Raw genomic sequence first — 26,979 nt, 5'->3', positions numbered from 1 at the left:
AATGGAAATCGGTATTACAACATTCGTGGAAACGACGCCTGATGTAGAAACGGGTAAAGTTGTTAGTCATGCGGAACGCATCCGTGAAGTCGTGGAAGAAATCGTGTTGGCGGATAAAGTCGGGTTGGATGTATTCGGGGTAGGGGAGCATCATCGTGAAGATTTCGCCTGCTCATCGCCTGCTGTTCTGCTTGCAGCAGCGGCCGCACGGACAAGCCGAATTAAATTGACGAGTGCAGTCTCTGTTTTGTCCTCTGACGACCCTGTAAGGCTCTACCAACAGTTTGCAACGGTTGATGCGATATCAAATGGCCGTGCTGAAATAATGGCGGGCCGGGGATCCTTCATCGAATCGTTTCCTCTCTTTGGCTACGATCTTCAGGATTATAATGAATTGTTTGATGAGAAACTGGAATTACTATTGAAAATCAATGACTCCGAAAAGGTTACATGGAATGGGAAACATCGTTCTACCATTCCGAATCTAGGTGTGTATCCACGACCTGAACAAGATCGTTTGCCAATTTGGATTGCGAGCGGAGGAACCCCGCAGTCGGCTGTGCGTGCTGGCGTTCTCGGGCTTCCTCTTGTACTTGCAATCATTGGCGGCAGTCCGTTGCAGTTTGCGCCGATTGTGGAGTTATATAAACGAGCTGCTGAGAGGGCGGGACATGACGTATCGAAGCTAAAGATTGCATCCCATTCCCATGGGTTTGTAGGAGAGACAACAGCCGAAGCAAAGGATAAATTCTTCCCGCCAACGGCTCAAGTAATGAATGTCTTAGGAAAAGAGCGAGGGTGGGGGCCGTACACGCGTGCAACCTTCGAAGCAGCGAGCAGTTTGGAAGGGGCCATGTACGTAGGAGATGCAGCCACAGTCGCAGAGAAGATCATCTACCTCCGTAAAAATGTCGGAGTTGAACGTTTCATGCTCCACGTTCCTGTCGGTTCCATGCCGCATGAAGACGTTATGAGGGCGATTGAGCTGCTAGGAACGGAAGTGGCTCCAATTGTCAGAGCTGAAATTGAACGATGGGAAAAAGAAAACGCGCAATAACAGATATAGCTATAAAGTAAGGAGAAGACAAATGCAAAAACTAACGAAGATATCCGATAGACTTTATTATTTACCGCCTGTTCAAGTAACGGACCGCCCGATCCTAGGGGCGATTGTCGGGGAAGAAAAGACAGTTCTCATTGACTCCGGTAATTCCTCACAGCACGCCAAGCTTTTTTTACAACAGCTAGAGGAAATTGGAATCAGTGCGGATCTACTCATCCTCACCCATTGGCATTGGGACCATGTCTTTGGCATGCGTGAAATTGCCGTACCGAGTATTTCCTGTAAGGAGACCTACGGAAATATTAAAGAAATGCAGTCTCTGTCCTGGGAAGACGAAGACTTGGATCAACGAGTAGAGGAAGGAACGGAAATCCCTTTTTGTGCAGACGCAATCAAGGAAGAATTCGGTACTGAGCGGGATATCCAAGTTCAGCTTCCTACGATTGTCTTCGAAAATCGAATGACAGTACATGTAGGTGGAGTGACTTGTGAAATTGAACACATCGGCGGCGACCATTCAAGCGATTCATGCATTGTGTTCATTCCGGAAGAAAAGGCACTGTTTTTAGGGGATTGCCTCTATGCGAATCTGTATGCGGAAAAGTGGAATTATACGGTGGGAAAAATACTGAAGCTCGTTCAGCAATTAGAAAAATACGATGCAGATAGTTACTTCCTCTCCCATCATCCAGCGCCTTTAACGAAAGAAGAATTCAGCTCGTTTTTGCAGCTGCTGAAAAACGCAGCCCTGCTCACCCAAAAACATGCAGGGAACGAAGAAGCCGTCCGCAAAGAAATGGCAAGCACCCTGCAACGAGAATTGAACGAAGACGAAATCGAAACAATCGGCTTCTTCATTAACGGATGGTGAATTGTGTGAGAATTGTGTGGGTGCCTGTGCAAGATACATTTATGACTATTTAACATTATGGATAAATATAATGCAGAATTATTATTTGACGTGGCAAAGACAGTGTTTCCGTTGTCAGTTTATTCAATTGTAGTTAATAAACTGATTAGTGTGCTGCACAGGCACCGCTATTAACTTTTATCTGTCGGTTTCCTGAAAATCGATTTTGATGATGTTGCCGGTATTTGTGGTGAAGGTGATGTGGATAATAACGCCGAATTCGCGCTGGTCGTCTTTTAACCATAACTTGAACTTTTCAATGGTTGTATCGTCTTTTGTTTCGCTCCCGATATGCAAGTAGTCGACAATATTTGCGTCGGGGTATTTTTGTTTTGTCTCTTTGACCGCAAGTGCTCCCCATTTGGCGTATGCGGGTGTTTGTTCGTGCTGCTGCGTAGGGATAGTAATATCTGCTACCGATGCATGAACTGACATGATTAATCCAAGCGTTACAAGTAAATTTTTCATGAAGTTTCAACTCCTTATTAGGCTGATGCTGTTAGGATGAGTCATTTGCTTGGATTCATTCTGTCCGTGCGCGAATAACTGATTTGCAGATTGTAAGAATAGGAGATGTGGCAATGAAAAGGCTAGTCATACTTACTGTTGGAAAGACACATAGCGGAAAAACTACATTTGCAAAGGCTTTGGAACAAAAACTAACTAACTCCATTGTGATGGATCAAGATAACCATGGAGCATTTATTAATACATACTACAAGTCCATCCAACCGAAGACAGGACCGAATACGCTGAAGCACGCAATCTCCGGACTAATTGTCGATTATGCGAAAGAGCATAGCGACTGCCATCTCATTATTTGCAATTCAAATCGAAGCCGGAAAGGTCGCGCATATTTGCTTGAACAGTTCTTTCCTGAAAATGAATTCCATCGGGTCCTCGTCCACTTTGACCTGCCGGATGCTGTACTTCAATCGCGCATTGCGAACAGTCAACGTGATACGGATATCTTCAGAAGCGCGTCCAATTTCGAAGAAGTACTCGTTCGGCAAAACGCCGATTCGCTTAAGGAAGACGTCGTAGATCCAGTTGAGGGAGAAGCAGATCAGTTATTTGTAATTAAAAACAGTGGTGAAGTTGAGGATGTTATCCAGAGAATTGTTGGGATGGCAAAACATATCCGCTAGTCACTGGCCAAGTATAGTTCCTATCCGAACGGGAATCGTAAGGCCACTATATCCAAATGGAGGACTGGCAATGAAAAACGATAACTGGCCTGGGAAATTGACATCATGAAGTATTTACTGCTTGTCGGCGCGTTTATCTTAGCAGCGGGAACTTTCGGAATTCCTAGCAATGCTATGTTCCAAGACTCAACAATAAAAAATGCTGTGATAAATGAAGCCCTTTATCAGGAGATCAAATCTTACAGTGAGCAGCATGAAATCAAACCAATCGATGCCAAGGTGGATAGGGTCTGGAAGGCGATGCCGGGGTATAATGGGTTGGTTGTAGAAGTCGACGCCAGTTATGACAAGATGAAGACAGCAGGGAAGTTCGACGAGACAAAGCTCGTTTTTAAAGAAGTTCCTCCCGCTGTTCATTTGGATGATTTGGATCCTCAGCCAATTTTCAGGGGGAATCCTGACAAGCCGATGGTTTCTCTTCTTATTAATGTGGCGTGGGGAGATGAATATATCCCCGCTATCCTTAACATCCTGAATGATCAACAAGTGAAAGCAACTTTTTTCTTCGACGGCAGTTGGACGAAGAAGAATCCCGATCTGGCATTGATGATTTATAATGAAGGTCATGAAATCGGCAACCATGCGTATAGTCATCCTGATCTTCAAAAACGTTCCAGGACCGAGACGATGGAAGAAATCTCAAAGACAAATGATGTCATTGAGCAAACAATCGGCTTCAAGCCCAAATGGTTTGGACCGCCTAGTGGAAGCTTCAATCAACAAACGATTGATGTTGCACATGAACTTAATATGAAAACGATATTATGGACGGTCGACACGGTAGATTGGAAAAAACCCGAACCCTCTGAAATGGTGCGGCGCGTCGTATCAAAAGTGGAGAACGGCTCAATGATCCTGATGCATCCAACCGACCCTGTAGCTAAAGGCCTAGGGGCAATGATAGCTGATATTAAAGCGAAAGGGCTTCGACTCGGAACAGTGAGCGATCTGATGAGCGAAAACCGAATTGATTAAAAAGATCGCCCGGCATCTGATGAAATATCATCAAATGCCGGGCGTACATTCTTACTGGAGAAGGCTGATTTTATGTTATTCTTTCGTCTTCCAAGTTCCTCCACAGATGATGTGCTTCCCGCGCGATATGCTCCAGCAAATCAGGTGGAGAAGTTGTAGCAATTGCACATTTTTTAATGAGTGCGTCAAGTTCCAATTTGAATTCTTCCAGGCTTTTCGCTTCTTGAATGATCATTTCCTTGAAATGCGTCAAAATAGGAATCGTTTCATTGCGCGGTCTGCGTATCATTGTTCGGAGTGCAGTCGCTTGCATGTAAAGCCGCTCGAATTTTTGCATCATCTTCGTCACTTCAAAGTTCACTTCGTAATTCGATACGTCCGAGTAATGTCGTATATAACCGAGATGATCCGCCATTTGTCGCAGCCAAAAGACGGTTTCATGAATGATAGCATCTGCCGGGGATACTTGGCCTCCGCTTTCCATCAGCTTATACACCCGTTGAGATTCTTCGGATTCGCGCACCATATGGTCTAGGAGTGATACTGGCGTAGAAATTATAACATCGCAGTGTAGTGATTTATCCATAGTATACGCGAGCAAGCTATGGAATTCCCGTGTGGCATGTTGTGCTTCGTCAATCAAGGTGCCAAGATCGCCTGTTTTCGATTCCGCTTTCTGCCAAATTCTACCTAACCGCTGAATGTTATTTAGGTTGGCACGAGCCAATTCAGTTTCGTAATGACTAATTTCCCTGTCGAAAAATCGGCCGTGGTCATAATCGTTCCGTAACCAAAAAGCGATAATCCCGTAGGCATCCCTTTCATAGTTATCCGTATAACCCAAAACCCCACTCCATTCCATGTATTCTCCTTACAGTTTGCCGACCCCTTGAATCAATTACTCACATTCCTCCCGTCTATTCATAGTCACCAATTAGATTGTATTCGCCATTCAACTCCTATATGACAAATCCGTGTATGTACTACAAAGATGCTGCTTGTTCTATATAACGTACATAGATTCATTAAGGTGCTAAAAACATGAATTTGGGACTGTTCCAGAAACGCCAGAAAAATGGTAAACTGGATAGGTTCTACTTTTATGAAGGAAGTGTTTTGAAATGATCGGACGTAATGATCCTTGTCTTTGTGGCAGCGGGAAGAAATATAAGAAATGTTGTCAGTCGAAAAATGCAGTTTCCATTGAAACTGTTCAACAAGATGAACTGGAACGTGCATTGCAGACTTTCTACGACGAGTATCCAGAGCGGAAGGATATCCCTGAATATTTGAAGCTGGCGAATGAATGGAAACAGTCGTTAGGCACTTACATGCCCGAAGAAATGATTGAGGCGATTGCGATGGATGAGTTCTTTTTCAACCATCGATCTGATATTTGGTTAGGGTATTTGGACAAACAGAAGAAAAAGCTATTGCGTCCATCTGTATTACGAGTGGTTGAGACATGGCAAAACCCGCGATCGTTCATCGGGGAAGTTATCGAAGTGGATGATACATATATAACGGTACAAATGATTTTCAATGATGAAATAATCAAGCTTCGCCGGGAGAGTGAAAAGCCGGTACCTGTTGGGGTCCACTTGTTCTGCTTCGTGTTGCCTGACGGTACGGGTGATGAAAATCACTATTTGGCTGTATCAAGCTTACTCTTTTTCCCAACGGACCATACGAATGCAATTAAGGAATTCGCAAAAAGGTTTTCAACTGAAGAAGCACTTTCGGTTTCAACTTTCCTGAAAGAAAATGCATTGGATTTCTGGAAATGCCTTGGTGACGATGGGTATGAAGGCGGCGAATTCACCAATTTCGAAGCTGGCGTTCTGTTATCTGCAATTGAATTTTTGGAAAAGCACAATCGGGACCCGAAAGAGCTGCTAGATGTAGTTGAGGACTTTTTAGTGGAGCAGCAGCCCAATGCACGGAAGGAAATGGCGATTGCCGCAGGCGCAATTCGTTTCGGACAAGATAATTCATTTTTTGAACCGATTTCCATGCCATTGAAGGAAATCGCTGAATGGTTTGAGGTTTCTCCTTCATCCATGAATAAATACTCTAAAGACCTCGAGGCTTATTACACAGCCAAAGTTACAAATTGAATAGAGCTATTGTCCATCTGTTGCTTCTTTAAGCATCAGGTGGATTTTTCAACTCTATCTTTATTATCGGAAGATTGGTAGAATTTATTCATTAAATGAAAAGGGGATGGGAAAAATGGCATGGCCGACGCATATTGTAGCTTGTGGAGGGCTCGTTGAAGACAGGGAAGGCAACATGTTAATCGTGAAAACTGAACACGGCGGATGGGTATTTCCAGGTGGGCAGGTTGAAGTCGGGGAGAATTTGATGGATGGCGTAATCCGGGAAGTGAAAGAGGAGAGCGGCATCGATGTGGAAGTGAGCCACTTGATTGGCGTGTATACAAATTCAGCCATTTATAAATGGTATGACGGAGTGACGGACGTCCCGACAAAAGTAATGTTCGACTTTGCCTGCAAGCCTGTCGGCGGGGAGCTATGCACATCGGACGAGACGTCAGATTGCAAGTGGGTTCCCAAGGATGAAGTGCTTGCGTATATTACGCAGCCTGCAATCCGAGCCCGTATTAAGGAGTATTTTAAGTTTGACGGGAATGTGGAGTATAAAGAATATGTCACACATCCTGGATTTGACGTGAAATTGAGCAGGAAGATGTAGAGTGAAAACTCCATGCTAGTGCAGTTATGCGTGATTACTGCGATTTATGAGCTTTTAATCGCGTTTATGCGTGCATTCATGGATTTATGCGTGCATCCTCGAGTTTATGCGCAATTACGCGACTTTATGCGTGAATGGAAGATTTTATGCGCATCTGCAAGAAAGGCACTCTACACTATAGACGAAAGTAGGAGTTTGCCAGATTTCATTTACAAGTAAAAATTCTTCGTCTATACTAATGGCAACATAAAAACCAACTACATACCGATTCTGCACTAGGGGTGCCCACTATTGGCTGAGATGCGAGCAAGAGCTCCGATCCCTTACGACCCGATCAGGATAATACCTGCGTGGGGAAGTGTAGTGGCTTTCCGATTGTTTCATATTGGAGAAGTGCTACATCTTCCGGGATGTAGTTTTTTTTATGAAAATTTTTCGGGAGGTCGAAGGAAATGGAGTGTGGATTAAGTCCAATCGTCGGATTTCGTTTTTCGTTATATCCGATGGCAGATGATTTTGTAAGTGTAATTAAAGGAGCGCTTGAACTAACAGATACGTCGAATGTTTGGATGCATACAGACGATGTCTCTACCGTCATTCGCGGCAAGCAGATTCATGTCTTTAACGTTGTGAAGGCGATTGCGTTGCATGCCGCGAAAACCGGAAAGCATATTGCATTGTCCGGGACGTTTTCGGCAGGGTGCCCAGGTGATACGGCGGGCGACGCGTATTTGGAAAAGAGCGAGAAGATCGCGAATACAGATGCTACGAAGCAATATGTGTCATCTCAATTTGCGCTGTATCCGATGAATAATCCGTCGTATATGGACATCATTTATCGCGAAGTGGACAGGGCGAAGGAGCAGGGTGTCTTTAATGAATCGATGCATTATGCGAGCGGCATCCATGGGGATATCCATGATGTGTTTGCATTTTATGAAGAGGCTTTCAGCAATGCGCGTTCTGAAGAGCATAGGCATCTGGTCATGACGATTTCGATGAGCATCAACAGTCCGTCGCACGGAGGACTGTAAAATGCTTAAGTCGTGGAAGTTGAAAGAGGTTGTCCTCATGTCGCTGTTTTCTGTCGTGTTTGGGATTGTCTATTTGTTGTTTTTGCACGTAGGGAATATTTGGGCCGGGTTCATTGGCCCAATCGCTTATGAATGGATTTTTGGCATTTGGTTCATTGTGTCGATCATTTGTATGTACATTATCCGGAAACCCGGGGCTGCGGTCATTTCGGAAACGATTGCAGCTGCCATCGAGGTGCTATTAGGAAATGCGGTCGGTCCGCGTTTGATTCTCGCAGGTATTATTCAAGGGCTAGGGGCCGAGGCGGCTTTCGCCGCAACGCGCTATCGGCGATTTGATATATGGGTGCTCATGCTGGCGGGTGTCGGCGCCTCGGTATTCAGCTTCATTTATGGTTATTTCCTAGGTGGATTCACGGTGTTCAGCACAGGTTATGTGCTGCTCATGCTCGGTATCCGGATTGCCAGCGGCGCGGTCATAGCGGGCATTGGGGGCAAGGCGGTCGTCGATGGACTGCTCGCTAAGGGATCACTCCGAGGCTATCCGATTACGCGTGCGAAAAAAGGTGAGGCACGTGCATGAAGTGATCCGGTTCGATAATGTTAGTTTCCGTTATCCCGATGAGGAGGAATGGATTTTTGAAGATCTTTCAATGTCAATCAATCGTGGGGAGAGAGTCGTCATTACGGGGCCGAGCGGGAGTGGCAAGACGACATTGCTTTATTTATGTAACCGGCTGTATCCGGAAAACTGCGATGGTATCGTAAAAGGCACCGTTACATTATTTGATAAAGATAGCCAGAACTATTCGCCTGGTGAAGTGAATCACCGGATTGCGACCGTTTTCCAAGATCCGGACGCACAGTTCTGCATGATGACGGTCGAAGAGGAGCTTGCCTTCACGCTTGAAAACTTGAATGTGGCGCGGGAGGAAATGGATGGACGGATTCAGGACGTATTGGATTTGACAGGATTGACCAAGTTCCGTCACTCCGTCATCCAACAGCTATCCGGAGGGCAAAAGCAGCGGATTGCGACAGCATGTGCATTGATCATGGAGCCGGAAATCCTACTGCTCGATGAACCGATCTCCCATTTGGATCCGTATACCGCAAAGCAGTTCATCGATTGGCTGGATAAGCTTCAACAGGAACAGTCTCTGACAATCTTGGCGATTGAGCATCGGCTCGATTTATGGGGAGGTTTTTTCGATCGTGAAATTCAGCTGGAGCGAATAAATGACGTGAATCCAATGAGCAAAAGGATCAGCAGCAAACAGGAAGGTCAGTCATTGGAAGTGGCAAACGTCTGCACGGAGTTATTTCTAAAAGACATTTCATTCTCATTGAACCGGGGCGAAGTTACAATTCTGGCCGGACCGAATGGGAGCGGCAAATCGACGTTGCTAAAAGCATTATGCAACTTGATTCCTGCAAGTGGAACTGTGCGCCCTTCACATTTAGGATATGTCCCTCAATCACCGGAATTCTTATTCGTTACGAAAACGGTACGGGATGAGATTGCTTTCGGCGGCGGGACTGCTGCAGAAGAATTGCTGACTCGATTGAACTTGGCGGCGGTTGCAGAGGCCCATCCGTTTGCCGTGAGCCATGGACAGAAGAGACGAGTGGCGATCGCTGCAATGCTGTGCGATGGCAGGGAAATCATTTTGATGGATGAACCGACATCGGGGCAAGACGCCGCATCCATGGTGGAGCTGTTCGGGTTGATTGACGAGCGGGCAAGGGAAGGGACGACCTTTTTGATCGTCACACATGATATGGAGTTTGCGTTTCATGTGGCGGATTCGGTTTTATTAATGCAAGATGGCGCTTTGACTGGAAAGTTTGATGCTGCTCTAGTATGGCGTGATGAAGAGCTGCTGGCGGACCATCATCTGCTTCAGCCAAAGGGGTGGGTGGAACATGAAGTCTGCTTTGCATAATATGAATCCAGCTGCGAAGTTCATTGTCGTCACGATTTGCATGTTGACGATGGCGTTCTTTTTCAATCCATGGACGCCCTTGCTCATGTGGATCGGCGTGCTGCTCATCCAACTGTTATTCAGCAGGATTGATTGGAAGCTATGGATCCTGTTCATGATTCCCTTTGTGATAATGGCGTTCGGTTATTTTTGGACAACGCTCGTTTTTGCGGAAGACAAGTCAGGACCTGTCGTTCTATCGATTTGGTCGATTAACATCACGGAAGTCCAGATGAATCACGCATTGTCATTAAGTTTTCGTGTCTTGGCATTCTCGGGTTTGTCATTGCTTTTCGCATTGACGACAAATCCCGTAACATTCATTTTAAGTCTTATGCAGCAAATGAAGCTGTCTCCAAAAATTGCGTATAGCATATTGGTTGGGTATCAGTTTTTACCTGTCTTGAAGGATGAGTTTGTTCAGATCCAGCAAGCCCATCGTCTCCGAGGAGCGATGCAAGAGAAAAATGCACTCCGCCGACTGTTGCATATGCGGAAAATCCTTCTACCGATGCTGGCGGGGGCTGTCCGGAAAGCGGAAAGGGCCGCATTTGCAATGGAGGCAAGAGGCTTTACAGGTGAGAAAAGGAACAGCTTTTACAAAGTCGTCCGTGTCGGCAAGGTGGACGGGTATATGGTTAGCCTCTTCATGCTGCTCCTCGTTCTAAGCTGTACAAGTGTTTTGTATATCAATTAGCGTTGAGGGTCCCATTTGGAGTGGGACCCTTTTGCCGATTACTTCCATATGGTATAGTCGTTTGTAGAGAATAAAGATGATTCAGAAACCGGGTTTGGTAAAGGGGAAATGAAGTCATGATTGATGTAAGGGAATTGAAATTGGAGAAAGATAGACGTGTGATTATCACGTCGGATATTCATGCAAACTTACCGCTGTTTCAAGAATTGCTTGAGAAAGTGAACTATACGAAGGAAGATTATTTATTCATCAATGGGGATCTTTGCGAAAAAGGTCCGGATAGCCTTTCGACGGTGGCATTTGCGAGAAAGCTGAGCGTAGAATCTGATCGCGTCTTTATTACAAAAGGAAATTGTGATGTCGTCCACGATTATGTATTCAATCATGTGGAAGGCATCAAAAATTATATGGAGCAGCGGAAGCACTCCATTTTGAATGAAATGCTCGACCTCCACGGAAAGTCGCTGGACGAATTTGCGACGCTCCAGGAACTTGGCGAATTTTATAGGAGTCATTTTGGTGAGGTGCTTGCCTGGCTGGACCAACTTCCCATCGCCTATGAAACAGACGATTTCATCATCATTCACGCAGGTATAGAGGATATTCCGGTTTGGAAGGAAACAAGCCGCAAATATGCTTTATATGCCCAGGCATTTTATGAGAAAGGGCATCAGGCGGATAAGACGGTTATCGCAGGGCATTGGCCTGTCGTCAATTATCGGGCAAATGCAGTCAGCTCGAACTGTCCGCTAATCGATTTAGAGAAAAGAGTGATTGCCATAGATGGCGGCAATCAAATAAAAGAGGATGGGCAGTTGAACGCTATACTCATTGAAGGGGAAGACATCAGTTATACATACGTTGATGGATTGAATGAAAAAACAATTATACGGGATCATGTGGATGAAAGGGGGCGTGTCGGAACGGTCACCTATCCAAACTATGAATTGCGCCTCCTAAAGGAAGAGGAGTTCTTCACTTTGTGTGAGAATACAAACCTTGGCATTGAACAATGGATAAAAAATGAGTTCATTTATGAGGGCCGCTGTAAAAACGACTTGAGTACAACGTTTTTGTCCGTTGAAAAAGGAGATACTGTCTCGATTGTAGATGACCGCCACGAAGGATATATATTAGTGAAGTCGAGTAGGGGCGACGTAGGGTGGATTCCGAAGGATTGTTTACTGTAATTCGAAAAGCTTCGAAGGCAGACGCCCGTCGAAGCTTTTTGTTATGGGTCGAAGGTCACGAAATGACGATAAAGTTGTGAAAATGACCGATAACTTCCGTGAAATGATCGATAACTCGCCCAGATTGAACGATAAAACTAGGGAAATGACCGATAACCACCAGGAATTGACCGATAACTTTCCACGGACCATGGGGAACAACTCCAAGAGCGAAAACGTCAAGCTCTGTAAGCAGAAAACGGAGTGAAAAGGAGGAGCTATGTGGTTAATTAGTACATATGTCATTAATATGCTCGGGTATATGATTGTAGCAATACCAATATACATTATTGCCCGAATCATCATCATTAAAATAAGAAAGCATCCCGTCAATAAATCACATGAACTGCTACTTGCCGTATTCATCCTCTACTTAGTAGGCCTTGCCTCCCAAACGATTATTCCAAGGTGGAGTATCGGGTTGGACGGAAATACGGGCGAGTTCTTTTTTGATGTTTACAGATTTGACCGGTTATCAAGCGTCAATATGATCCCGTTTCGAACAATCATGAATTACTTTCAAGCCAATGAGTATGTGAGTGGTTGGAGCAGCGTTTCGCTCGTGAATCTTCTCGGCAATTTGTTCGTGTTTTCTCCGATCGGATTTTTCATACCGTTGCTATGGAGAAGGATGCGCTCGTTTGGTAAAATTGCCTTTATTGGGTTAGGTGTCACTTGCTTCATCGAAGGCACCCAATATTTTATCGGCCGCAGCACGGATATTGACGATATTATTTTGAATACGATCGGCGTCGTTATAGGATATTTTATCTATCTCATTTGGAAAGTAGTTGCATCGCAAAAAATCTGTTGACCTAAAATGATCGATTTGTTATGATAAATACAACTTTCAGAAAGCAGGTGATGTTTTATGGCTACAATCAATAAGGCTATTGCACAATTGATCGGCACCATACATTCACCTGCCATGCCTTCGTAATAGGCATGTTTCTTCTGTTATGCGCGTGAAAGCATGGTGTCCGATCCCGGAACCATGCTTTTTTCTATGACGTCTAGCTCCGGGCGCCAGAGTCTCGGGGTCATAAGTCAAAGCTGCTTTGTGGCAAAGAACGCCACAATGCATCTTTGCCTTATGCCTGAGGCCGGCAGGATGCCGGTCATGCAGTCGTTGCCGCAGGACGCGGCGCACTTAGACTGTAAACCACTCCGCAGGCGCCCTGCGCTTTTGTCTAGTACATAATAGGAGGAAAAACATTGATTAACTTACACGAATACGGATGGAATCAATTCCAACAAGAAAATATAGATACGATAGTAGAAGAAGTGAAAGCGGACAATTGCGTTCCAGGACGTGTAACGCTTGAACATAAACGGATGTACCGGGTAATGACGGCAGAAGGGGAGTGGCTCTCCGTCTGCTCGGGCGCATTTCAACATGCGGCCCATGAACGAAGGGATTATCCGGCAGTCGGGGATTGGGTAGTCGTCGAAAGGATGCCCGGGGAAGAGCGCGGCATCATCCACGCCATCCTACCAAGGACTTCGTTATTCTCAAGAAAATCGGCGGGGTCGACAATTTCCGAACAGATTATTGCAGTAAATGTCGACATTGTTTTCCTCGTCATGTCGATGAATCACGACTTCAATGCAAGACGATTGGAACGGTACCTCGTTGCTGCCTATGATTCTGGTGCGACGCCGGTTGTCGTCCTGACGAAAATGGATGTTAGCGACGACCCCGATCATTATTTAGAGATGGCAAGGGCTATCGCATTCGGCACGGATGTTTTCCCGGTGAGCAATACGACTGGGGAAGGCATCGATCAGATTACGGATATGTTGACTAACGGCAAAACGGCTGCATTATTAGGTTCTTCCGGCGTTGGAAAATCATCGCTCGTCAATTCGATTTGCGGTGAAGGGAAGATGGCGGTGCAAGACATCCGGGAAGATGACGCAAAAGGTCGACATACGACGACCCACCGTGAGCTCATCAAAATTCCGACAGGAGGCGTGCTCATCGACACGCCGGGAATGCGAGAGTTCCAATTGTGGAATGAAAGTGAAAGCCTCGATTCCGGATTCAAGGATATTGAGGAACTTTCAGCTGCATGCAAATTCGGCGATTGCGGACATGAAAGTGAGCCGGGCTGCGCCATCCGTAATGCACTCGAAACTGGAGAGTTGTCGGCTGAACGTTATGGAAACTACGTTAAACTCCAGAAAGAAATCGCATTCCTCGACCGGAAAATGGACCGCCAAGCACAAGCGGCCGAAAGGGACAAATGGAAGAAGATAACGAAGGGAATGCGGAAGCATCCATCTAAAAAGAAATGAACTGTAGTGGCAGGGGCAAAGGTGAAAAACCTTAGCCCCTGTTTTTTTTGATTAAAGTGCTAAAAGAATACTATTTGCTTAATGGGACATTCTACAGATGAAATCTTTACTTAAAGATTGGGGAGTCGTAGATGGAGTCAATCTGGTTGGAGTATGCCTGGACGCTGTTAATTCTAATAGGATTGGAAGCGTTATTATCGGCTGACAATGCGCTCGTACTTGCAGTTATTGCGAAACATTTACCGGAGGAAGAGAAAAAGAGAGCGATCAATTACGGAATCATTATGGCCTTCGTTTTTAGATTTGCTGCACTTTTTGCGATTTCTTTTATTGCGAATGTCTGGCAGATACAAGCAATAGGAGCCGCCTATCTTCTATATTTAGGATTAAAGCATGTCATCAAGGCACGTTTCGGGAAAGAAAATAAAAACATTCACAAGGACGATGAGAAGGAATCGGCTGGGAAAGGTTTTTGGCCAACGGTAGGGAAAATTGCATTAGCCGATCTCGCATTTGCAATCGATTCGATATTGGCTGCAGTTGCACTTGCCCTCGGACTTCCAGATTCCCCACTTGGCGATATTGGCGGCATGGATGGAGGGCAATTTATCGTCGTTGTTATTGGCGGTGTTGCTGGCCTTGTCCTCATCAAGTTTGCTGCAACCTGGTTTGTGAAGCTTCTCGACAAACGCCCGGCATTGGAAACGACAGCCTATGCAATTGTAGCCTGGGTTGGTGTCAAATTAGCGATCATCACCCTTGCCCATGAGGATATCGGTGTCTTAGACCATAATTTCCCTCACAGTACTGTTTGGACCGTGATTTTTTATGGAGTATTAGTAGCGATTGCACTGATCGGTTGGTTTGCTCCTAGCAATAAATCCGGGAGCGACTAGGGAAGGATGCTTTGAGTTAAATGAGCGGGAGAACATCACTTGATGTCTCCCTTTTTTCATTCACAAAAATAGTTCCTTCATGACAAAAGTCATCTCAAGACATGACAGAGCGTACTGAAAAAAACGCCACCTCCCATCTATGATATGAACAAGGGGAGTGTGAGCATATGGAAACAGTTGTCGATATTAAAAATCTATCAAAAGAATTCAAAGGGAAAAAAGCGGTGGAGAACGTCTCGTTCACTATTCAATCCGGTGAAGTAGTTGCCATTCTTGGGCCGAATGGGGCGGGAAAGAGCACAACGATCCTTATGATGCTCGGATTGCTTCATCCGACTTCGGGTGAGGTTTCGCTTTTCAATCAACCGCCTCAACGTCAAAAGGTGCGGGAAAGGATAGGGGTAATGCTCCAGCAAGTGAGCCTAATGGATGCGCTGAAGGTGAAAGAGGTGCTTGCTCTGTTCAGAAGTTATTATCCGAACTCGTTGACGATGGAAGAGATGATCAGGTTGACCGGTTTGCAGGAAAGTGAATTGAACAAGCGGACGGAGAAGCTTTCAGGCGGACAAAAGCGACGTGTCAACTTTGCGCTCGCAATGGCAGGAAATCCCGATCTCGTATTTTTTGATGAACCGACAGTCGGGATGGACAGCACGGCGCGGAAAGACTTTTGGGCAAGAGTCCGGCAGCTAGCAGGCGAAGGGAAAACGATATTATTCTCCACCCATTATTTGCAAGAAGCCGATGATGTGGCGACGCGCATCCTGTTATTCAACGAAGGAAAATTGATTGCGGATGGATGTCCTTCAACAATCAAACAGCGACTGCTGAAGAAGACGATTTCTTTCAAGACGGACAGTTCATTCCCGAAAGAAAAGTTTCTTGCAATGAATCATGTATCCGATATTTACGAGGAAAGTGGGAGAACCGCTATTCAAACGGAGGACACAGATCGCGTATTATCCTCTCTCTTCACTGAAGGAATAGCAGTTTCGGATATATCCATCGATAAAGGAAGACTGGAAGATGCCTTCGAGCAGTTGACCGTAGAACAGGGGGTATCGTGAATGAAGATGCTGATAAATGAATGCAAAATTGAAATGATCCGGATCTTCCGTAATCCGTATTTCGTCTTTTGGTCATTAGTAATGCCGATCTTGTTTTATTTCATTTTCACGAAAGTCGTCAACACGGGGATGGATGATCAAGATTTGTGGAACAAGCATTTCCTAATGTCCATCGCAATATTTAGTGTAATGGGAAGCGCAATCATGACGCTCGGTATCCGGATGGTGCAGGAGAGGAATGAAGGGTGGACGACGTGGATCAAAGTGACGCCTCTGCCAAGTTCAAGCTATTTCATTTCAAAGATGATCGGCCAATCGGCAGTCCATCTGTTCTCGATTGCCGTCATTTTTATAGCAGGGATTATCCTGAACGGCGTGTCAATGACGTTTGTGGAATGGTTATCGAGTGCGGCTTGGATAATGGTCGGTTCCTATCCGTTTCTTGCATTAGGCGTTCTAGTAGGCACAATGAAACGTGTGGACACGGCTTCGGGAGTCAGCAATATTATTTATTTAGCTTTGGCGATCACAGGCGGATTGTGGATGCCGATGGAAATTCTGCCGAAGACGATACAGCTGATTGGCTCTTGGCTGCCGGCATATCATTATGGGAATGGCGCATGGGGCATTATTCGCGGGCAATTCCCTGAATTCAAAAGTATTGCGATTTTAACGGCTTATCTGCTTGTATTCATGGTATTATCAATCTATATAAGAAGGAAACAGGAAGCGGTGTAAGCATGAAAAACTTTAGGTTGTTTCCGAAAAGGTTTGGCTTCATCCCCCATATATTTTTAGTCTATCTCGTAATACCGCTCTATCAAGTGAACAATGAAGTAGGCGTGAAAGCGGTAATCGGCTATGGCCTGTTACTGCTTTTTTTCATCTCCTACCGGCAGTGCTATCAGCCGATCCGTTTAAGGGAATTTTATGCATGGTTGTCGATCCAAGTGGCTGTCACGATTGCCTTTGTAGTTTTTTATGATCCGTACAGCATTTTTTTAGCTTTTTACACTTCCAACTTCATTGGTTGGATAAACGATAAAAAGCAGTTCAAAGGCACATGGATAGTATTTGCCAGTATCATTTTAGTTTGTGCCGGTTGGATATTGTTTCAACATGGAATTGCAAGCTTCACTAGCCTCCTGCCTTTTTTGGTTGTCATCATTCTCTCTCCATACGGCATCCGGCATATGAATGAACGAATGGAATTGAAGAACCAATTGAATGAGGCGAATGAACAGATAAAGACGTTGATCAAACAGGAGGAGCGGGTGCGTATTGCCCGTGATCTGCATGATACATTGGGGCATACATTATCGCTCATCACCCTGCAAAGCCAAGTCATCCAAAGGGTTGCGAGTGATCCTGAAAAGGTGAAGATGGAGGCTAAGGGGATAGAGCAGACTTCCCGTTCTGCGCTTCAGCAAGTCCGAGAGCTTGTGTCGGATATGCGGGTCAGTACGATAGAGGAAGAGCTAGCACATATGGAGCAAATCCTCGGAGCCGCCACTATTGAATTCCAATGCAATGCAATGGATATGCCCACGGAGCTATCACCGCTTCAGCAAAATATTGCGGGGATGTGCTTGCGTGAAGCTTCGACAAATATCGTGAAACATAGCAAGGCGTCTGCATGCTCGGTCACTGTGAAAAAAGATACGACGGGACTCATCATCCGGATCCATGATAATGGAACCGGCATTGCAGATCGTCCGTGGGGCAATGGGTTGAAGGGGATGTCCGAGCGCCTTTCATTAATAGAAGGGGAAATGGAAGTGGAGTCCGAGTTGGGGACAGCCATCACGATTTCGATTCCAATTGTCGTGAAGACGAAGGAAGGGGCGATTGCCTTATGATCCGGATTGTCATTGCTGAAGATCAGCGAATTTTGAGAGGGGCTTTAGGCACTCTCCTTGATTTTGAGGAAGATATGGAGGTGGTCGGCCAAGCCGAAAATGGGGAGCAGGCATTGCGGCTGGCCCGCGATTTACGTCCGGATGTTTGTATTTTGGATATTGAAATGCCGTTGAAAAGCGGTCTTGAGGTTGCAGATGAATTAAAGGAAAGCGGCTCTTCATGCAAGGTGATTATACTGACGACATTTGCACGGCCGGGTTTTTTCGAACGGGCGATTAAAGCGAAGGTGCATGGCTATCTCTTGAAGGATGGCTCAATCGATGATTTGGCGGCTGCTATTCGAAGTGTCATGCAGGGGAAGAGGGAATTTGCAGCTGAACTTATCATGAATTCGTATAATGATGGCAATCCGTTGACTGAACGGGAAAGGGAAGTGTTGAAATTATCTGCGGATGGGATGACAGCGAAAGAAATCGGAGCTGCACTTTATTTATCTCCTGGGACGGTGCGGAATTACATGTCTGAAATCCTTCAGAAGGTGGAAGCGAAAAACAAAGTGGAGGCAATATCCATCTGTCGGGAGAAAGGGTGGATTTGAGTTTTCTCGGGATTGACATTATAGGCAATAGGTCATGAAATGGTGATAACTTTCAGGATTCGATAGATAACTTTCAAAGTTCAATAGATAATTTTTGATATTCAATAGATATCTTTTGTTATTCAATAGATAAACCACAGGATTCAATAGATAACTAAAAACGGGCTGCAACTATCGACGATTATTCGTCGAGTCCGCAGCCCGCTTCACTTTTTACTTATTGCTTAACTGTTCTTCTGCTTCAACACTTTCTTCAACCGTCGCGTCATCAGTTCCTTCAGCCTTGTCCACTCCATTCACTTGGCCGACATTGATGAACAATTTTCCGTCTGCAAGCTTCCTTCTTTCATTTCCAAACCCATCTACAACTTTCACTTCGATGCGTGCTCCATCTGCCGTGACGCCCAGTGGAACAGTCCAGTAGCCGACGTAATGGCCAGGGGATGTCTCGCTCATCGGCAATTCAGTCGCGTTTGTCACATCACTTCCCCCTACATTCGTAAGCGGCATGTGGATGACGTAAGTTGCTTTCAAACCTGGTTCGCTGTCGAATTCAAATTTAACGGACTTTCCGGTTACTAAATGGACGTCCTCATTCGGTGTCAAATTCGAAATTTCAGGTGCCGTATATTTTGCGGTGACAGAAACGGTTTGAATCGTTTCGTTGCCCGCAGCATCTGTAGCGATTACAGTAATGGTATTTACACCATCATCCAATAGGATCCGTTTGGAGTAAGTGCCATTTTCGGAAACAGTGGCTTGTTGGCCATTCACAGTCAACGATTTAAGATGGTCGTCCGTGACCGTACCTTCCACCGTGACGGTTTCACGGTTCGTTGTTTCACCATTCTTCGGGTTCGTTATCGTCAATTCCGGTTTCCTCGTGTCAAGTATCACTGTCACAGGGCTTGAAGTACCTGTCTTGCGGGCATCTAATAGAGACACGGCGGTAAATTCGTTATCTCCCTCTGTCAGAACTGTTTGGAATGAGAACTTTCCATCATTTCCGATGACAACCGAATCCACTTCTTCACCATTGTTCTGTAAAGAAATTGTCGTTGTCGGTGTAGCAGTACCTTCAATGACGATGTTTTCATCATTCGTAACGGTGCCAGTTTCAGGTGAAGTGATCATCGGTTCAAATACTTCGAAGCTGACACGTGCCCGGATCATGTAGTTCCCTTCAGCGGCAGGTGCAGGTGACCAAGAGCCGACGAACTGGTAGCTTCTTTTCGCATTCGTTCCGTTTTCATCCGTTGCAAGTCCTGGTGCATATGGATTCCCTTGCGACTGGATATACACCATATAGAAGTCGCCGTTCACGACGATATTATGCTCTGTCAGATCAACGACAGTCCATTCGCCATTCCGTTTCGCTTGTGCGTCGATCGGTCCAGCAATCTTTTGTCCAGGAGCTCCGTCAGCACCAGTTGCATCCCAGACTTCGACTGCAAATGCAGTTCCGCCCGGTACAGGCCATTCAGTATCCCAGAAGCGGAAAACACCTTCTGTGACAATACCTGAATCATTGCCTTCAGGAAGAGACATTTTGACGCCCCAACCATTTCCTGCATCGTAAAACGCACGTGCATTTTCAGCAGTTCCATCGTCGTATCCGATTTCACCGCCAGGATACGTAAAGAACGGTTCAAGCGCGAAATCAAATGACGTTTGTCCACCGATTGTAATAGTTGCCTCTTGACCATGATATCCGCGTGCCACCACTTTCAGCGTATAATCGCCTTCATACGCGGTGATTGTGAAATTTCCTGCAGCGTCGGTTTGGACAGGGGAGATGTTCGCATCTTCCACTAGAAGCAATGTCGCTCCTGCAATCGGCTCACCAGTTGATTGGTCTGTTACTGTTCCACTTATTGTGGCCTGGGGCATTTCTTCTAATGTGAAGTTTGCGATTGCCGTTTCATCTGCATTGATTGTTACGGTTTGAGCCTTAGATTGGTATCCGTACGCTTCCGCTTTCGCCGTGAAAGTTCCCGCACCGTGCGTCATCGTATACGATCCGTCCGCAGGATTCGTATAGACCGATCGATCCGTTTCGAGAATATTCACTTGTGCACCTAATGGCAGAAGGACAGGCGCAGCTTTACCGTCTTCAACAGGAGGTGCCGGTTCTTCTTTCGGCATTACGGGCTTAATCGTCTTAGGATCGACAGGTGTTTCAAGTGCTTCTTTCCCTTTTTCAATAATAAGATCTGGATTTTTGCCTTTTCCAGGTTTTAAAGCTTGAGGGCTAGTTTGAACATTGTTTTCAAACAATTTGTTTTTAGGAGTAAGCGAGATTGTACCAGTTTGTGATTGATCGCTTAAAGCGACATCGTCAATATACCAGCCCTCTCTAACTACGCTTCCATCGGAGAACGCATTGAATCCGATATAGACACGTTGGCCGCTATATGCGGACAGGTCCACTTCTGCATTAATCCAAGCATTTGAAGCTCCTTGGATCATAAGCAATTGCGTCCAATTCTCCATATCCGTGGAAATGAACACATGTCCATAATCCCAAGCTCTTCCGGAAGAGGACTGCTCAAAATTATGCCATTGCTTAAACTGCAAATAGGATGCGCCTTCTGGAAGATCAACCGGCGGCATGACAAGCGTGGCATTCATGCTGCTCTCATACATTCCGGCTAAATTCGTGGCGTATACTTTCTCTCCTGAGGCCGCATTTCCAGGACCAGAAGTCGGTTTACCCCATTCCCAGCTGTTTTTATTCCCGAACGAAGTCCATCCTACTGGCGACTGTTCAAAGTTCTCGAAGTAGCCGACTGTGATTCCCGGTTTGACGAGGACTGTAAATTCTTCGCTCGATACTTCATTGTTGCCAAAATCAGTAATGACCCATTTGTAAGTGAATGCATTTCCGGAAATGACGTCGCCCGAAATTGTAACACCGAATTCACCCGATAGGTAGTCTCCGGATTTTCTCTCAGCTTTCATTGAACTCCATTGTCCGTCCGCATTTACATATTGCAGTGTCACGGAAGAAATGCTTATATTATCCGTCACGTTAATGCGTAGATCCAAGTCCATTCCCGCATACGTTTCCGTTGGCGCTGAGTGCTCGAATGTAGGCGGTTCGTTATCATCGCCTTGCTTCGTCACCTGACCTTCAAGCTTTCCGAGCCCGCTTGCGATGGATGAAACAGCCGCATACGCATCGACTAGACCGTGCCCATACCCATGGTTCGGGGTAGTCGGGTATACATTATCCGTCAACGGAGTCGCTGTAGCCAACAGCACTTGTTCCATTTCCTCGACTGAAATTGTGGCGTTCACTTGCCGGAGTAACGCAGCAACGCCTGAAACAGCAGGGCCAGCCATTGATGTGCCATTCCAGCCGCCTTCATAGCCGCTTCCAGGAACAGAAGAGCGGATGTTGACACCCGGTGCGGAAATATCAGGTTTTATTTGATTGTAAGGGGAAGGTCCTCGAAGAGAGAAACTTGCCACTTTATTATTGATGTCTGTTGCGCCTGTTGCAAAGGATTCCGGATAGTTCGCAGGGGCGGCAACCGATCCTGGACCTCCGGGGTTCGTTAGTGTCGTGTTGCCTGCGGAAAATTCAGGGAAGATTTCCGCGGCGCGCCAGTTCCTGACGACATCCCGGTACCATTCATCAAGTCCTGCGCCGCCACCCCAAGAATTATTGACAACGTCTGGAGCCAGGTCAACCCGCGCATTCCCGTTTGCATCAGTTGGTGCAAGAATCCATTGTGCGGCTGCCAATAAATCGCGGTCCGTTCCCCCGCTAGCAGTGAATGCCTTCACTGCAATCCACTTAGCGCCAGGAGCGACTCCAATTTGGTTATTCCCGCTCGGTTCGCTTCCGACCATCGTGCCGGTTACATGTGTACCGTGTCCATGATCATCATAAGGGGTTGTCCTTCCAGCCGTAGCATCGAACCAGTTGTAGTCATGGTTCACATCGCCGGTTCCCGGGTTATACCCCCGGTATTTCTGTTTCAAGGCTGGGTGATCCCATTGCGCGCCTGTATCGATGCTTGCAACGACTGTACCCGACCCATCAATCCCCATGTCCCAAGCTTGTGGCGCATTGACACGCTCAACATTCCACTCGACATTCGCCAGTTGCGATTTGGGGGCTTCAGAGTTTTCAACTACTGTAGTTTGTAGTTGGCGCGTTTCATTCGGCAGAACCTTTTCCACTTCTGCGAATGTCCCAACTGCTTGTGCGATTTCCTTTGTCGCCGTTACCGCCATTCCATTGACGATATAGTAGGATGTGATGTCTTTTGCTTTGCCGGCTTTCACTTGCTGTTCAAGATACTGCATGACGTTTTGCTGCGATTCTAGGGAAGTTAATCGTAACTCGGAGACGACAGCCGATCTAGTCAGCATTACTGATTGCTTTCCGGAAAGGTTTGCCTGGCTTGCCTGTTTCCTTGCTGTAGCCGCCACTTGCTCCGTGTCGGCTTGATCCTTGAATTTAATTAGAAAAGTGACCATGCTCTCATCTTTAAAGCTTTCGAGCAATCGATTGCTGACTTTCTCTTTGGCTATCTCATTCGAATCTCGCAACGAGTGATGCAACTGTTTGTTCATTCCCGTGCTTGCCGCCAGTGCAGGGGTCATTAATGAAAACACCATCAGGATCGTTGCTGCAATGCTGAAGTATCTCATCCGTCTACGCTTCCTCAATTCCATTCCTCCTTTTTAGTTTCGACCGTCCCTTCTCCGAACCATCAAAAAAACACCATTCGCCCCCTTTCTCAATCGTTAAGGATCTTTGGTGTCGGAATCTCCGTATCTGGCTGTCTAGTAATATTATACAATTATTAAATTTAAAATAAATACTAAATCATCTGATTAGTTAATAAATAATGATAAGTAACTAACTTGATCCCATTAGAATTGGGGAATTTATCATGGTTTACTATTGTTTATGAAAAGTCAAATAGTTAGCGTTAATGCTTTAGGAAAAGGGTTTGTGAGTGTAATGATGAAGTTGTTTAATGGGGAGGGGAAGCGGAGGGAAAAAGAAAATAATGTAGAAGACCTATAATTGAAATGAAATGAGCTATTACTTATTTATAAAACAATGAAATATGGGCATAATCTAATATTGAAAATGATGCTACCAATTAGGAACATCGATCCGAAAAATTTTCCCAAGTAGTCGTCCGTAAAAAAGAAGCCGGCAAATTTGCCGGCTTCTTTCATTCAACGTCGAGGATTTTTGTGAATTCTTTCTTTTCGCAAATCCTCTTTCATATCATCCAAGTTGATCGTATCCACTGTCTGCATGTCTTCATGCATATCGAACAAACTTACGCGATCCGAAGAGGGAATCCCTTCAGGATGCGCTAAATAGCGAAAGTGGATCGTTTCTCGCTTTTCACTGTCTGCGGGCAGCTTCTCATCAGCCATAGCTATTGCCTCCCTATATCTGTTTCCTTATAGGATTGGCAATGACGGTGAATCTATTCGTACCCGATCATTCACAGTGGACAACTATGCTCGATTCAGCGCCTCCGTAATGGGGCAGTCGTCTTTTCTTTATTTGATATAAGTTTGCGGACAATCGGATATACAACCGGAGCCCATTTAATAGCTGTCTTGATTACTCTTCCTAATTTCATGAAATTCGCTCCTTACTAACGTTTTCTTTAATTTGCCCTCTTCTGCAAATAAGTAAACAAAATCCGCTATTTCCTATGACAGTTTCACTATGTTAATCAACTTCTTGTTTGTCATATTCGAAACTTTTAAAAGAAATATGTTTGATTTTGAAAGTATTTGGATAGAACTGGGGAAATTGTTAAGAAGAGAGGAGCAATATTACTTGAGTAAGATGAAAATGATTATGTTGACCGCAATTATAACACTCTCATTCAGTGTCGTGACCGAAGCGGCTATATTTAGCCAGACAGAAAACGGAGAGGACATCACAAATCTTTCCCAAGAAGTGAGACCGAATCTTAATGATATTCCTTTTGCGGAAATCTGGAAAGATGCGTTTCCGTTATTTTACCCGCCGTTAGAGTTATTGAAGGAAGAACCTGTAACATACACGGTCGCGGAAGGGGATAATCTATATCGAATCGCCTTAACTTACGATATGGCATTGGATGAGTTAATGAGTTTAAATAATTTAACCGGAGAAGTAATCCACCCGGGTGATGTTTTGACAATTAGTGGAGAAAATCCTGGAAATGAAGTCGCTGCATTAGAAACTACTGTCAAGGTTGCATCGGTCACTCGGGATTCTATCCCAGAAAACGCACAAAAAAAACCGGCATTCAACGAATCCATTTCGAGCCCACCGGCAAGTTCAGGGACTGAAATGGTTGTAACTGCAACTGCATATACCGCCTATTGCCCCGGTTGTTCTGGGACGACAGCGTATGGGATCGATTTACGCTCCAATCCAGATAAGAAAGTCATAGCGGTAGATCCGTCGATTATTCCACTAGGAACGAAAGTTTGGGTGGAAGGCTATGGGGAGGCGATTGCCGGAGATGTTGGCAGCGCAATCAAAGGTCATAAGATTGATGTTTTCATCCCTTCCTATGATAGTGCGATGCAGTGGGGCGTTAAAAAGGTGAAGATAAAAATCATTAATTAACTAGATACGTATTGGGAATTGTTCACTATATATTCCCAGTACGTATTTTTTTTGTTACACTATTAATTAACTAATTGATCGTCGGTTGGAGGGATGGAATTGAAAGGCATGAATCAGGAGCTTTACGATTACTTGCTTGAAAGTATAGATGCCATTACAGATGCGTGGTTGTTGGAACGTGAAGAAAAGGATGGCTCAATTTATTCGAAGGATGCCGGTGATTGGTCAGAGCAGATGCTGCGCGAGCAAAACAGGCAAACGAATTTGACAATAGCAAGCAGTTTGTTGGAAGACCAGGAGGCATTTGAAAATAATAAAAAAAGTTGGGCGAAGCTTGTTGCGGAAAGTCGGGTTAGCAGCAGGACGCCGATCTATGAAGTCCTTGATGCATTAAGTAAGTTAAGGAAAACATTCTGGAATTTCATTGAAAAGTTTGTCGATCGGGAAGGGGATCATGTCCTTCGTTCTGATATTCTGAATTGGGGAATCGTTATACATAAAGCGTTCGATGAAATCATAGTGGAGTTCACGACAAGATATGATGAGCTGATAAATTCAAGACTATTCGCTCAACAAAGCCTGATTGAAGAGTTGAATGCACCGATTATCAAGCTTAATTCGACAATCGGGGTACTGCCGATAATCGGGGACGTTGATACGACAAGAGTACAATCGATTAGTGACTATGTTCCGACTAGGTGTGTGGAGCTTGACGTCAGTCATCTCTTTATTGATTTGTCTGGTGTTTCCATAATCGATACGATGGTTGCGAATCATATTTATCAATTGATGCAGGTACTTGATTTGCTTGGGATTGAGTCGACTATGACGGGTATCCGACCGGAAATTGCTCAAACCTCCGTCCAATTGGGCCTGGATTTTTCAAAGATCCGTACGTTTGGTTCATTGCAGCTGGCGCTTAAAAAGAATTTTAAGGATTTTGAAATATAATAAACGTAAATATGGAGTGTTCAGAACTTCGGTTTTCACCGTCAATCTGGACACTCCATTTTTTATCTGTAATTTTGAATGTCAATTCCGAATAGATCCATTAGAATTGCTCCCTTAGCATCTTCAGTAATTGTCTTGGAGCGTATCACGCCATACTCGGATACTGTCAATTCAAGGTCCTTTACTGTTGTTCTGCCTGCAGCGGTCGCTACTGTGACGATGTCAACATGGGTGAAGGTTGATTCGGGTGAAACTTGATTGAACACACATCCTTCATGGAAATCGTGAAGCTGCTTTTCGATTGTGGAAAATCGGTACAGTGGTCGGGACTCTCCATTCCGTGTTCTAATCAAATCAAAAATACCCTTACTGGATTGCTGTACCGCATAAGTTCCGCTGACATCTGTTTGCGGGTCCCCGTTCAATGGGATTGGAAGGATAGTGGAATCCCCAAATCCGACGTCGACGAGATAAGGTTCATCCAATTGGACGATAATGGCGGCATGCGTTTCCGGCTTCGCCCACTGTCCATTCGGCCGGAATACAGTGGCGGCGATAAGGGAAGCGTTGTATTCTAGCTGTCTCAAAAGCCAATGAAATAGACCGTTCAATTCATAACAATAGCCACCACGATTCCGAAGTACGATTTTATCGTAAATCGTGTTCAAATTTAAATAGATCGGTACTCTGCGGATGACATCGAGATTTTCAAATGGAATTTTGGTCATATGCAGACGTTGCAGTTCAGACAACTGCTGCAGGGAAGGTTTGTTGTCATGTGATGCATTGAACCGGTCGAGGTATTTTTCAATTTCCATTCTATCGGCCTCCTAACAAGTAAAAATAGTATACCATTTTAAGAAATGGGCGACTCAATAAAAGG

At 45.2% G+C, this 26,979-nt stretch carries 26 protein-coding genes and 1 riboswitch; of the genes, 20 read left to right on the top strand and 6 right to left on the bottom strand.

Going from position 1 to position 26,979, the window contains the following annotated elements:
- Position 1 precedes the first annotated feature (1 nt).
- Both M3152_RS15615 and M3152_RS15610 read left to right on the top strand, forming a co-directional pair.
- Entirely contained in the window at positions 2–1,057 is a 1,056-nt protein-coding gene (locus M3152_RS15615) for an LLM class flavin-dependent oxidoreductase (RefSeq protein ID WP_251696518.1), read from the top strand.
- A gap of 31 nt (positions 1,058–1,088) precedes the next feature.
- Positions 1,089–1,934: an MBL fold metallo-hydrolase gene (locus M3152_RS15610; RefSeq protein ID WP_251696516.1), complete on the top strand. Its 846-nt coding sequence runs from the start codon at positions 1,089–1,091 to the stop codon at positions 1,932–1,934.
- A 177-nt stretch (positions 1,935–2,111) separates the two neighbouring features.
- On the opposite strand, the gene M3152_RS15605 is transcribed toward M3152_RS15610, so the two are convergent.
- On the bottom strand, positions 2,112–2,441 hold the full coding sequence (locus tag M3152_RS15605) for a YqzG/YhdC family protein (protein WP_251696514.1): 330 nt from the start codon (positions 2,439–2,441) through the stop codon (positions 2,112–2,114).
- Positions 2,442–2,554: 113 nt separating this feature from the next.
- On the opposite strand from M3152_RS15605, the gene M3152_RS15600 reads away from it, so the two are divergent.
- A complete protein-coding gene (locus M3152_RS15600; RefSeq protein ID WP_251696512.1) occupies positions 2,555–3,121 on the top strand; it encodes an AAA family ATPase in 567 nt (188 codons plus the stop codon).
- Positions 3,122–3,226: 105 nt separating this feature from the next.
- Positions 3,227–4,156, top strand: coding sequence for a polysaccharide deacetylase family protein (locus M3152_RS15595; protein ID WP_251696510.1), 930 nt, complete (start codon positions 3,227–3,229; stop codon positions 4,154–4,156).
- Positions 4,157–4,226: 70 nt separating this feature from the next.
- Here the strand turns inward: M3152_RS15595 and M3152_RS15590 are convergent, their stop codons facing one another.
- Positions 4,227–5,018: a DUF2935 domain-containing protein gene (locus M3152_RS15590; RefSeq protein WP_251696507.1), complete on the bottom strand. Its 792-nt coding sequence runs from the start codon at positions 5,016–5,018 to the stop codon at positions 4,227–4,229.
- A 259-nt stretch (positions 5,019–5,277) separates the two neighbouring features.
- On the opposite strand from M3152_RS15590, the gene M3152_RS15585 reads away from it, so the two are divergent.
- The 14 genes from M3152_RS15585 to M3152_RS15520 all read left to right on the top strand — a co-directional run bounded on the left by M3152_RS15585 (position 5,278) and on the right by M3152_RS15520 (position 18,535).
- Positions 5,278–6,273 (top strand): YecA family protein, encoded by a 996-nt coding sequence (locus M3152_RS15585; protein WP_251696505.1) that lies wholly within the window; start codon positions 5,278–5,280, stop codon positions 6,271–6,273.
- A 115-nt stretch (positions 6,274–6,388) separates the two neighbouring features.
- Positions 6,389–6,871, top strand: a complete 483-nt coding sequence (locus M3152_RS15580) for an NUDIX hydrolase (protein ID WP_251696503.1) — start codon at positions 6,389–6,391, stop codon at positions 6,869–6,871.
- A gap of 267 nt (positions 6,872–7,138) precedes the next feature.
- Positions 7,139–7,245, top strand: a riboswitch (TPP riboswitch).
- Between the two features lie 78 nt (positions 7,246–7,323).
- Positions 7,324–7,905, top strand: coding sequence for a Ykof family thiamine-binding protein (locus tag M3152_RS15575; protein WP_251696501.1), 582 nt, complete (start codon positions 7,324–7,326; stop codon positions 7,903–7,905).
- 1 nt (position 7,906) lies between these two features.
- Complete coding sequence (locus M3152_RS15570) at positions 7,907–8,488, top strand: ECF transporter S component (protein ID WP_251696499.1); 582 nt, start codon at positions 7,907–7,909, stop codon at positions 8,486–8,488.
- A complete protein-coding gene (locus tag M3152_RS15565) occupies positions 8,481–9,851 on the top strand; it encodes an ABC transporter ATP-binding protein (protein ID WP_251696497.1) in 1,371 nt (456 codons plus the stop codon). The genes M3152_RS15570 and M3152_RS15565 overlap by 8 nt, the downstream gene beginning before the upstream one ends.
- Complete coding sequence (locus tag M3152_RS15560) at positions 9,832–10,587, top strand: energy-coupling factor transporter transmembrane component T family protein (RefSeq protein ID WP_251696495.1); 756 nt, start codon at positions 9,832–9,834, stop codon at positions 10,585–10,587. The genes M3152_RS15565 and M3152_RS15560 overlap by 20 nt, the downstream gene beginning before the upstream one ends.
- 116 nt (positions 10,588–10,703) lie before the next feature.
- Entirely contained in the window at positions 10,704–11,777 is a 1,074-nt protein-coding gene (locus M3152_RS15555) for a metallophosphoesterase (RefSeq protein WP_251696493.1), read from the top strand.
- 259 nt (positions 11,778–12,036) lie between these two features.
- Entirely contained in the window at positions 12,037–12,630 is a 594-nt protein-coding gene (locus M3152_RS15550; protein ID WP_251696491.1) for a VanZ family protein, read from the top strand.
- A gap of 404 nt (positions 12,631–13,034) precedes the next feature.
- Complete coding sequence (rsgA, locus tag M3152_RS15545) at positions 13,035–14,114, top strand: ribosome small subunit-dependent GTPase A (RefSeq protein ID WP_251696654.1); 1,080 nt, start codon at positions 13,035–13,037, stop codon at positions 14,112–14,114.
- Positions 14,115–14,245: 131 nt separating this feature from the next.
- Positions 14,246–15,010 carry a TerC family protein gene (locus M3152_RS15540; protein WP_251696489.1) on the top strand — a complete coding sequence of 255 codons (765 nt, stop codon included), beginning with the start codon at positions 14,246–14,248 and terminating at the stop codon, positions 15,008–15,010.
- Between the two features lie 167 nt (positions 15,011–15,177).
- Complete coding sequence (locus M3152_RS15535) at positions 15,178–16,077, top strand: ABC transporter ATP-binding protein (protein ID WP_251696487.1); 900 nt, start codon at positions 15,178–15,180, stop codon at positions 16,075–16,077.
- A complete protein-coding gene (locus M3152_RS15530) occupies positions 16,078–16,815 on the top strand; it encodes an ABC transporter permease (protein ID WP_251696485.1) in 738 nt (245 codons plus the stop codon).
- Positions 16,816–16,817: 2 nt separating this feature from the next.
- The gene (locus M3152_RS15525) at positions 16,818–17,936 is read left to right on the top strand and encodes a sensor histidine kinase (RefSeq protein WP_251696484.1); all 1,119 of its coding nucleotides are present in this window, start codon (positions 16,818–16,820) and stop codon (positions 17,934–17,936) included.
- On the top strand, positions 17,933–18,535 hold the full coding sequence (locus M3152_RS15520; RefSeq protein WP_251696482.1) for a response regulator transcription factor: 603 nt from the start codon (positions 17,933–17,935) through the stop codon (positions 18,533–18,535). Before M3152_RS15525 ends, M3152_RS15520 begins: the two co-directional genes overlap by 4 nt.
- A 213-nt stretch (positions 18,536–18,748) precedes the next feature.
- Here the strand turns inward: M3152_RS15520 and M3152_RS15515 are convergent, their stop codons facing one another.
- The 3 genes from M3152_RS15515 to M3152_RS18170 all read right to left on the bottom strand — a co-directional run bounded on the left by M3152_RS15515 (position 18,749) and on the right by M3152_RS18170 (position 24,159).
- Positions 18,749–23,224 carry a S8 family peptidase gene (locus tag M3152_RS15515; RefSeq protein ID WP_251696480.1) on the bottom strand — a complete coding sequence of 1,492 codons (4,476 nt, stop codon included), beginning with the start codon at positions 23,222–23,224 and terminating at the stop codon, positions 18,749–18,751.
- Between the two features lie 516 nt (positions 23,225–23,740).
- Complete coding sequence (locus M3152_RS15510; protein WP_251696465.1) at positions 23,741–23,947, bottom strand: hypothetical protein; 207 nt, start codon at positions 23,945–23,947, stop codon at positions 23,741–23,743.
- Positions 23,948–24,042: 95 nt separating this feature from the next.
- The gene (locus tag M3152_RS18170) at positions 24,043–24,159 is read right to left on the bottom strand and encodes a hypothetical protein (RefSeq protein WP_262177173.1); all 117 of its coding nucleotides are present in this window, start codon (positions 24,157–24,159) and stop codon (positions 24,043–24,045) included.
- Positions 24,160–24,371: 212 nt separating this feature from the next.
- On the opposite strand from M3152_RS18170, the gene M3152_RS18030 reads away from it, so the two are divergent.
- A complete protein-coding gene (locus tag M3152_RS18030; RefSeq protein WP_285847256.1) occupies positions 24,372–25,145 on the top strand; it encodes a 3D domain-containing protein in 774 nt (257 codons plus the stop codon).
- Positions 25,146–25,238: 93 nt separating this feature from the next.
- The gene (locus M3152_RS15500; RefSeq protein WP_435371953.1) at positions 25,239–26,096 is read left to right on the top strand and encodes an STAS domain-containing protein; all 858 of its coding nucleotides are present in this window, start codon (positions 25,239–25,241) and stop codon (positions 26,094–26,096) included.
- 62 nt (positions 26,097–26,158) lie between these two features.
- Here M3152_RS15500 and M3152_RS15495 read toward each other — a convergent pair whose 3' ends face one another.
- Positions 26,159–26,914 (bottom strand): arylamine N-acetyltransferase family protein, encoded by a 756-nt coding sequence (locus tag M3152_RS15495; RefSeq protein ID WP_251696462.1) that lies wholly within the window; start codon positions 26,912–26,914, stop codon positions 26,159–26,161.
- Positions 26,915–26,979 lie beyond the last annotated feature (65 nt).

The organism is Sporosarcina luteola (assembly GCF_023715245.1).
GTDB classification, from domain to species: Bacteria; Bacillota; Bacilli; order Bacillales_A; family Planococcaceae; genus Sporosarcina; species Sporosarcina luteola_C.
This window is presented reverse-complemented; position numbering and strand designations above follow the sequence as displayed.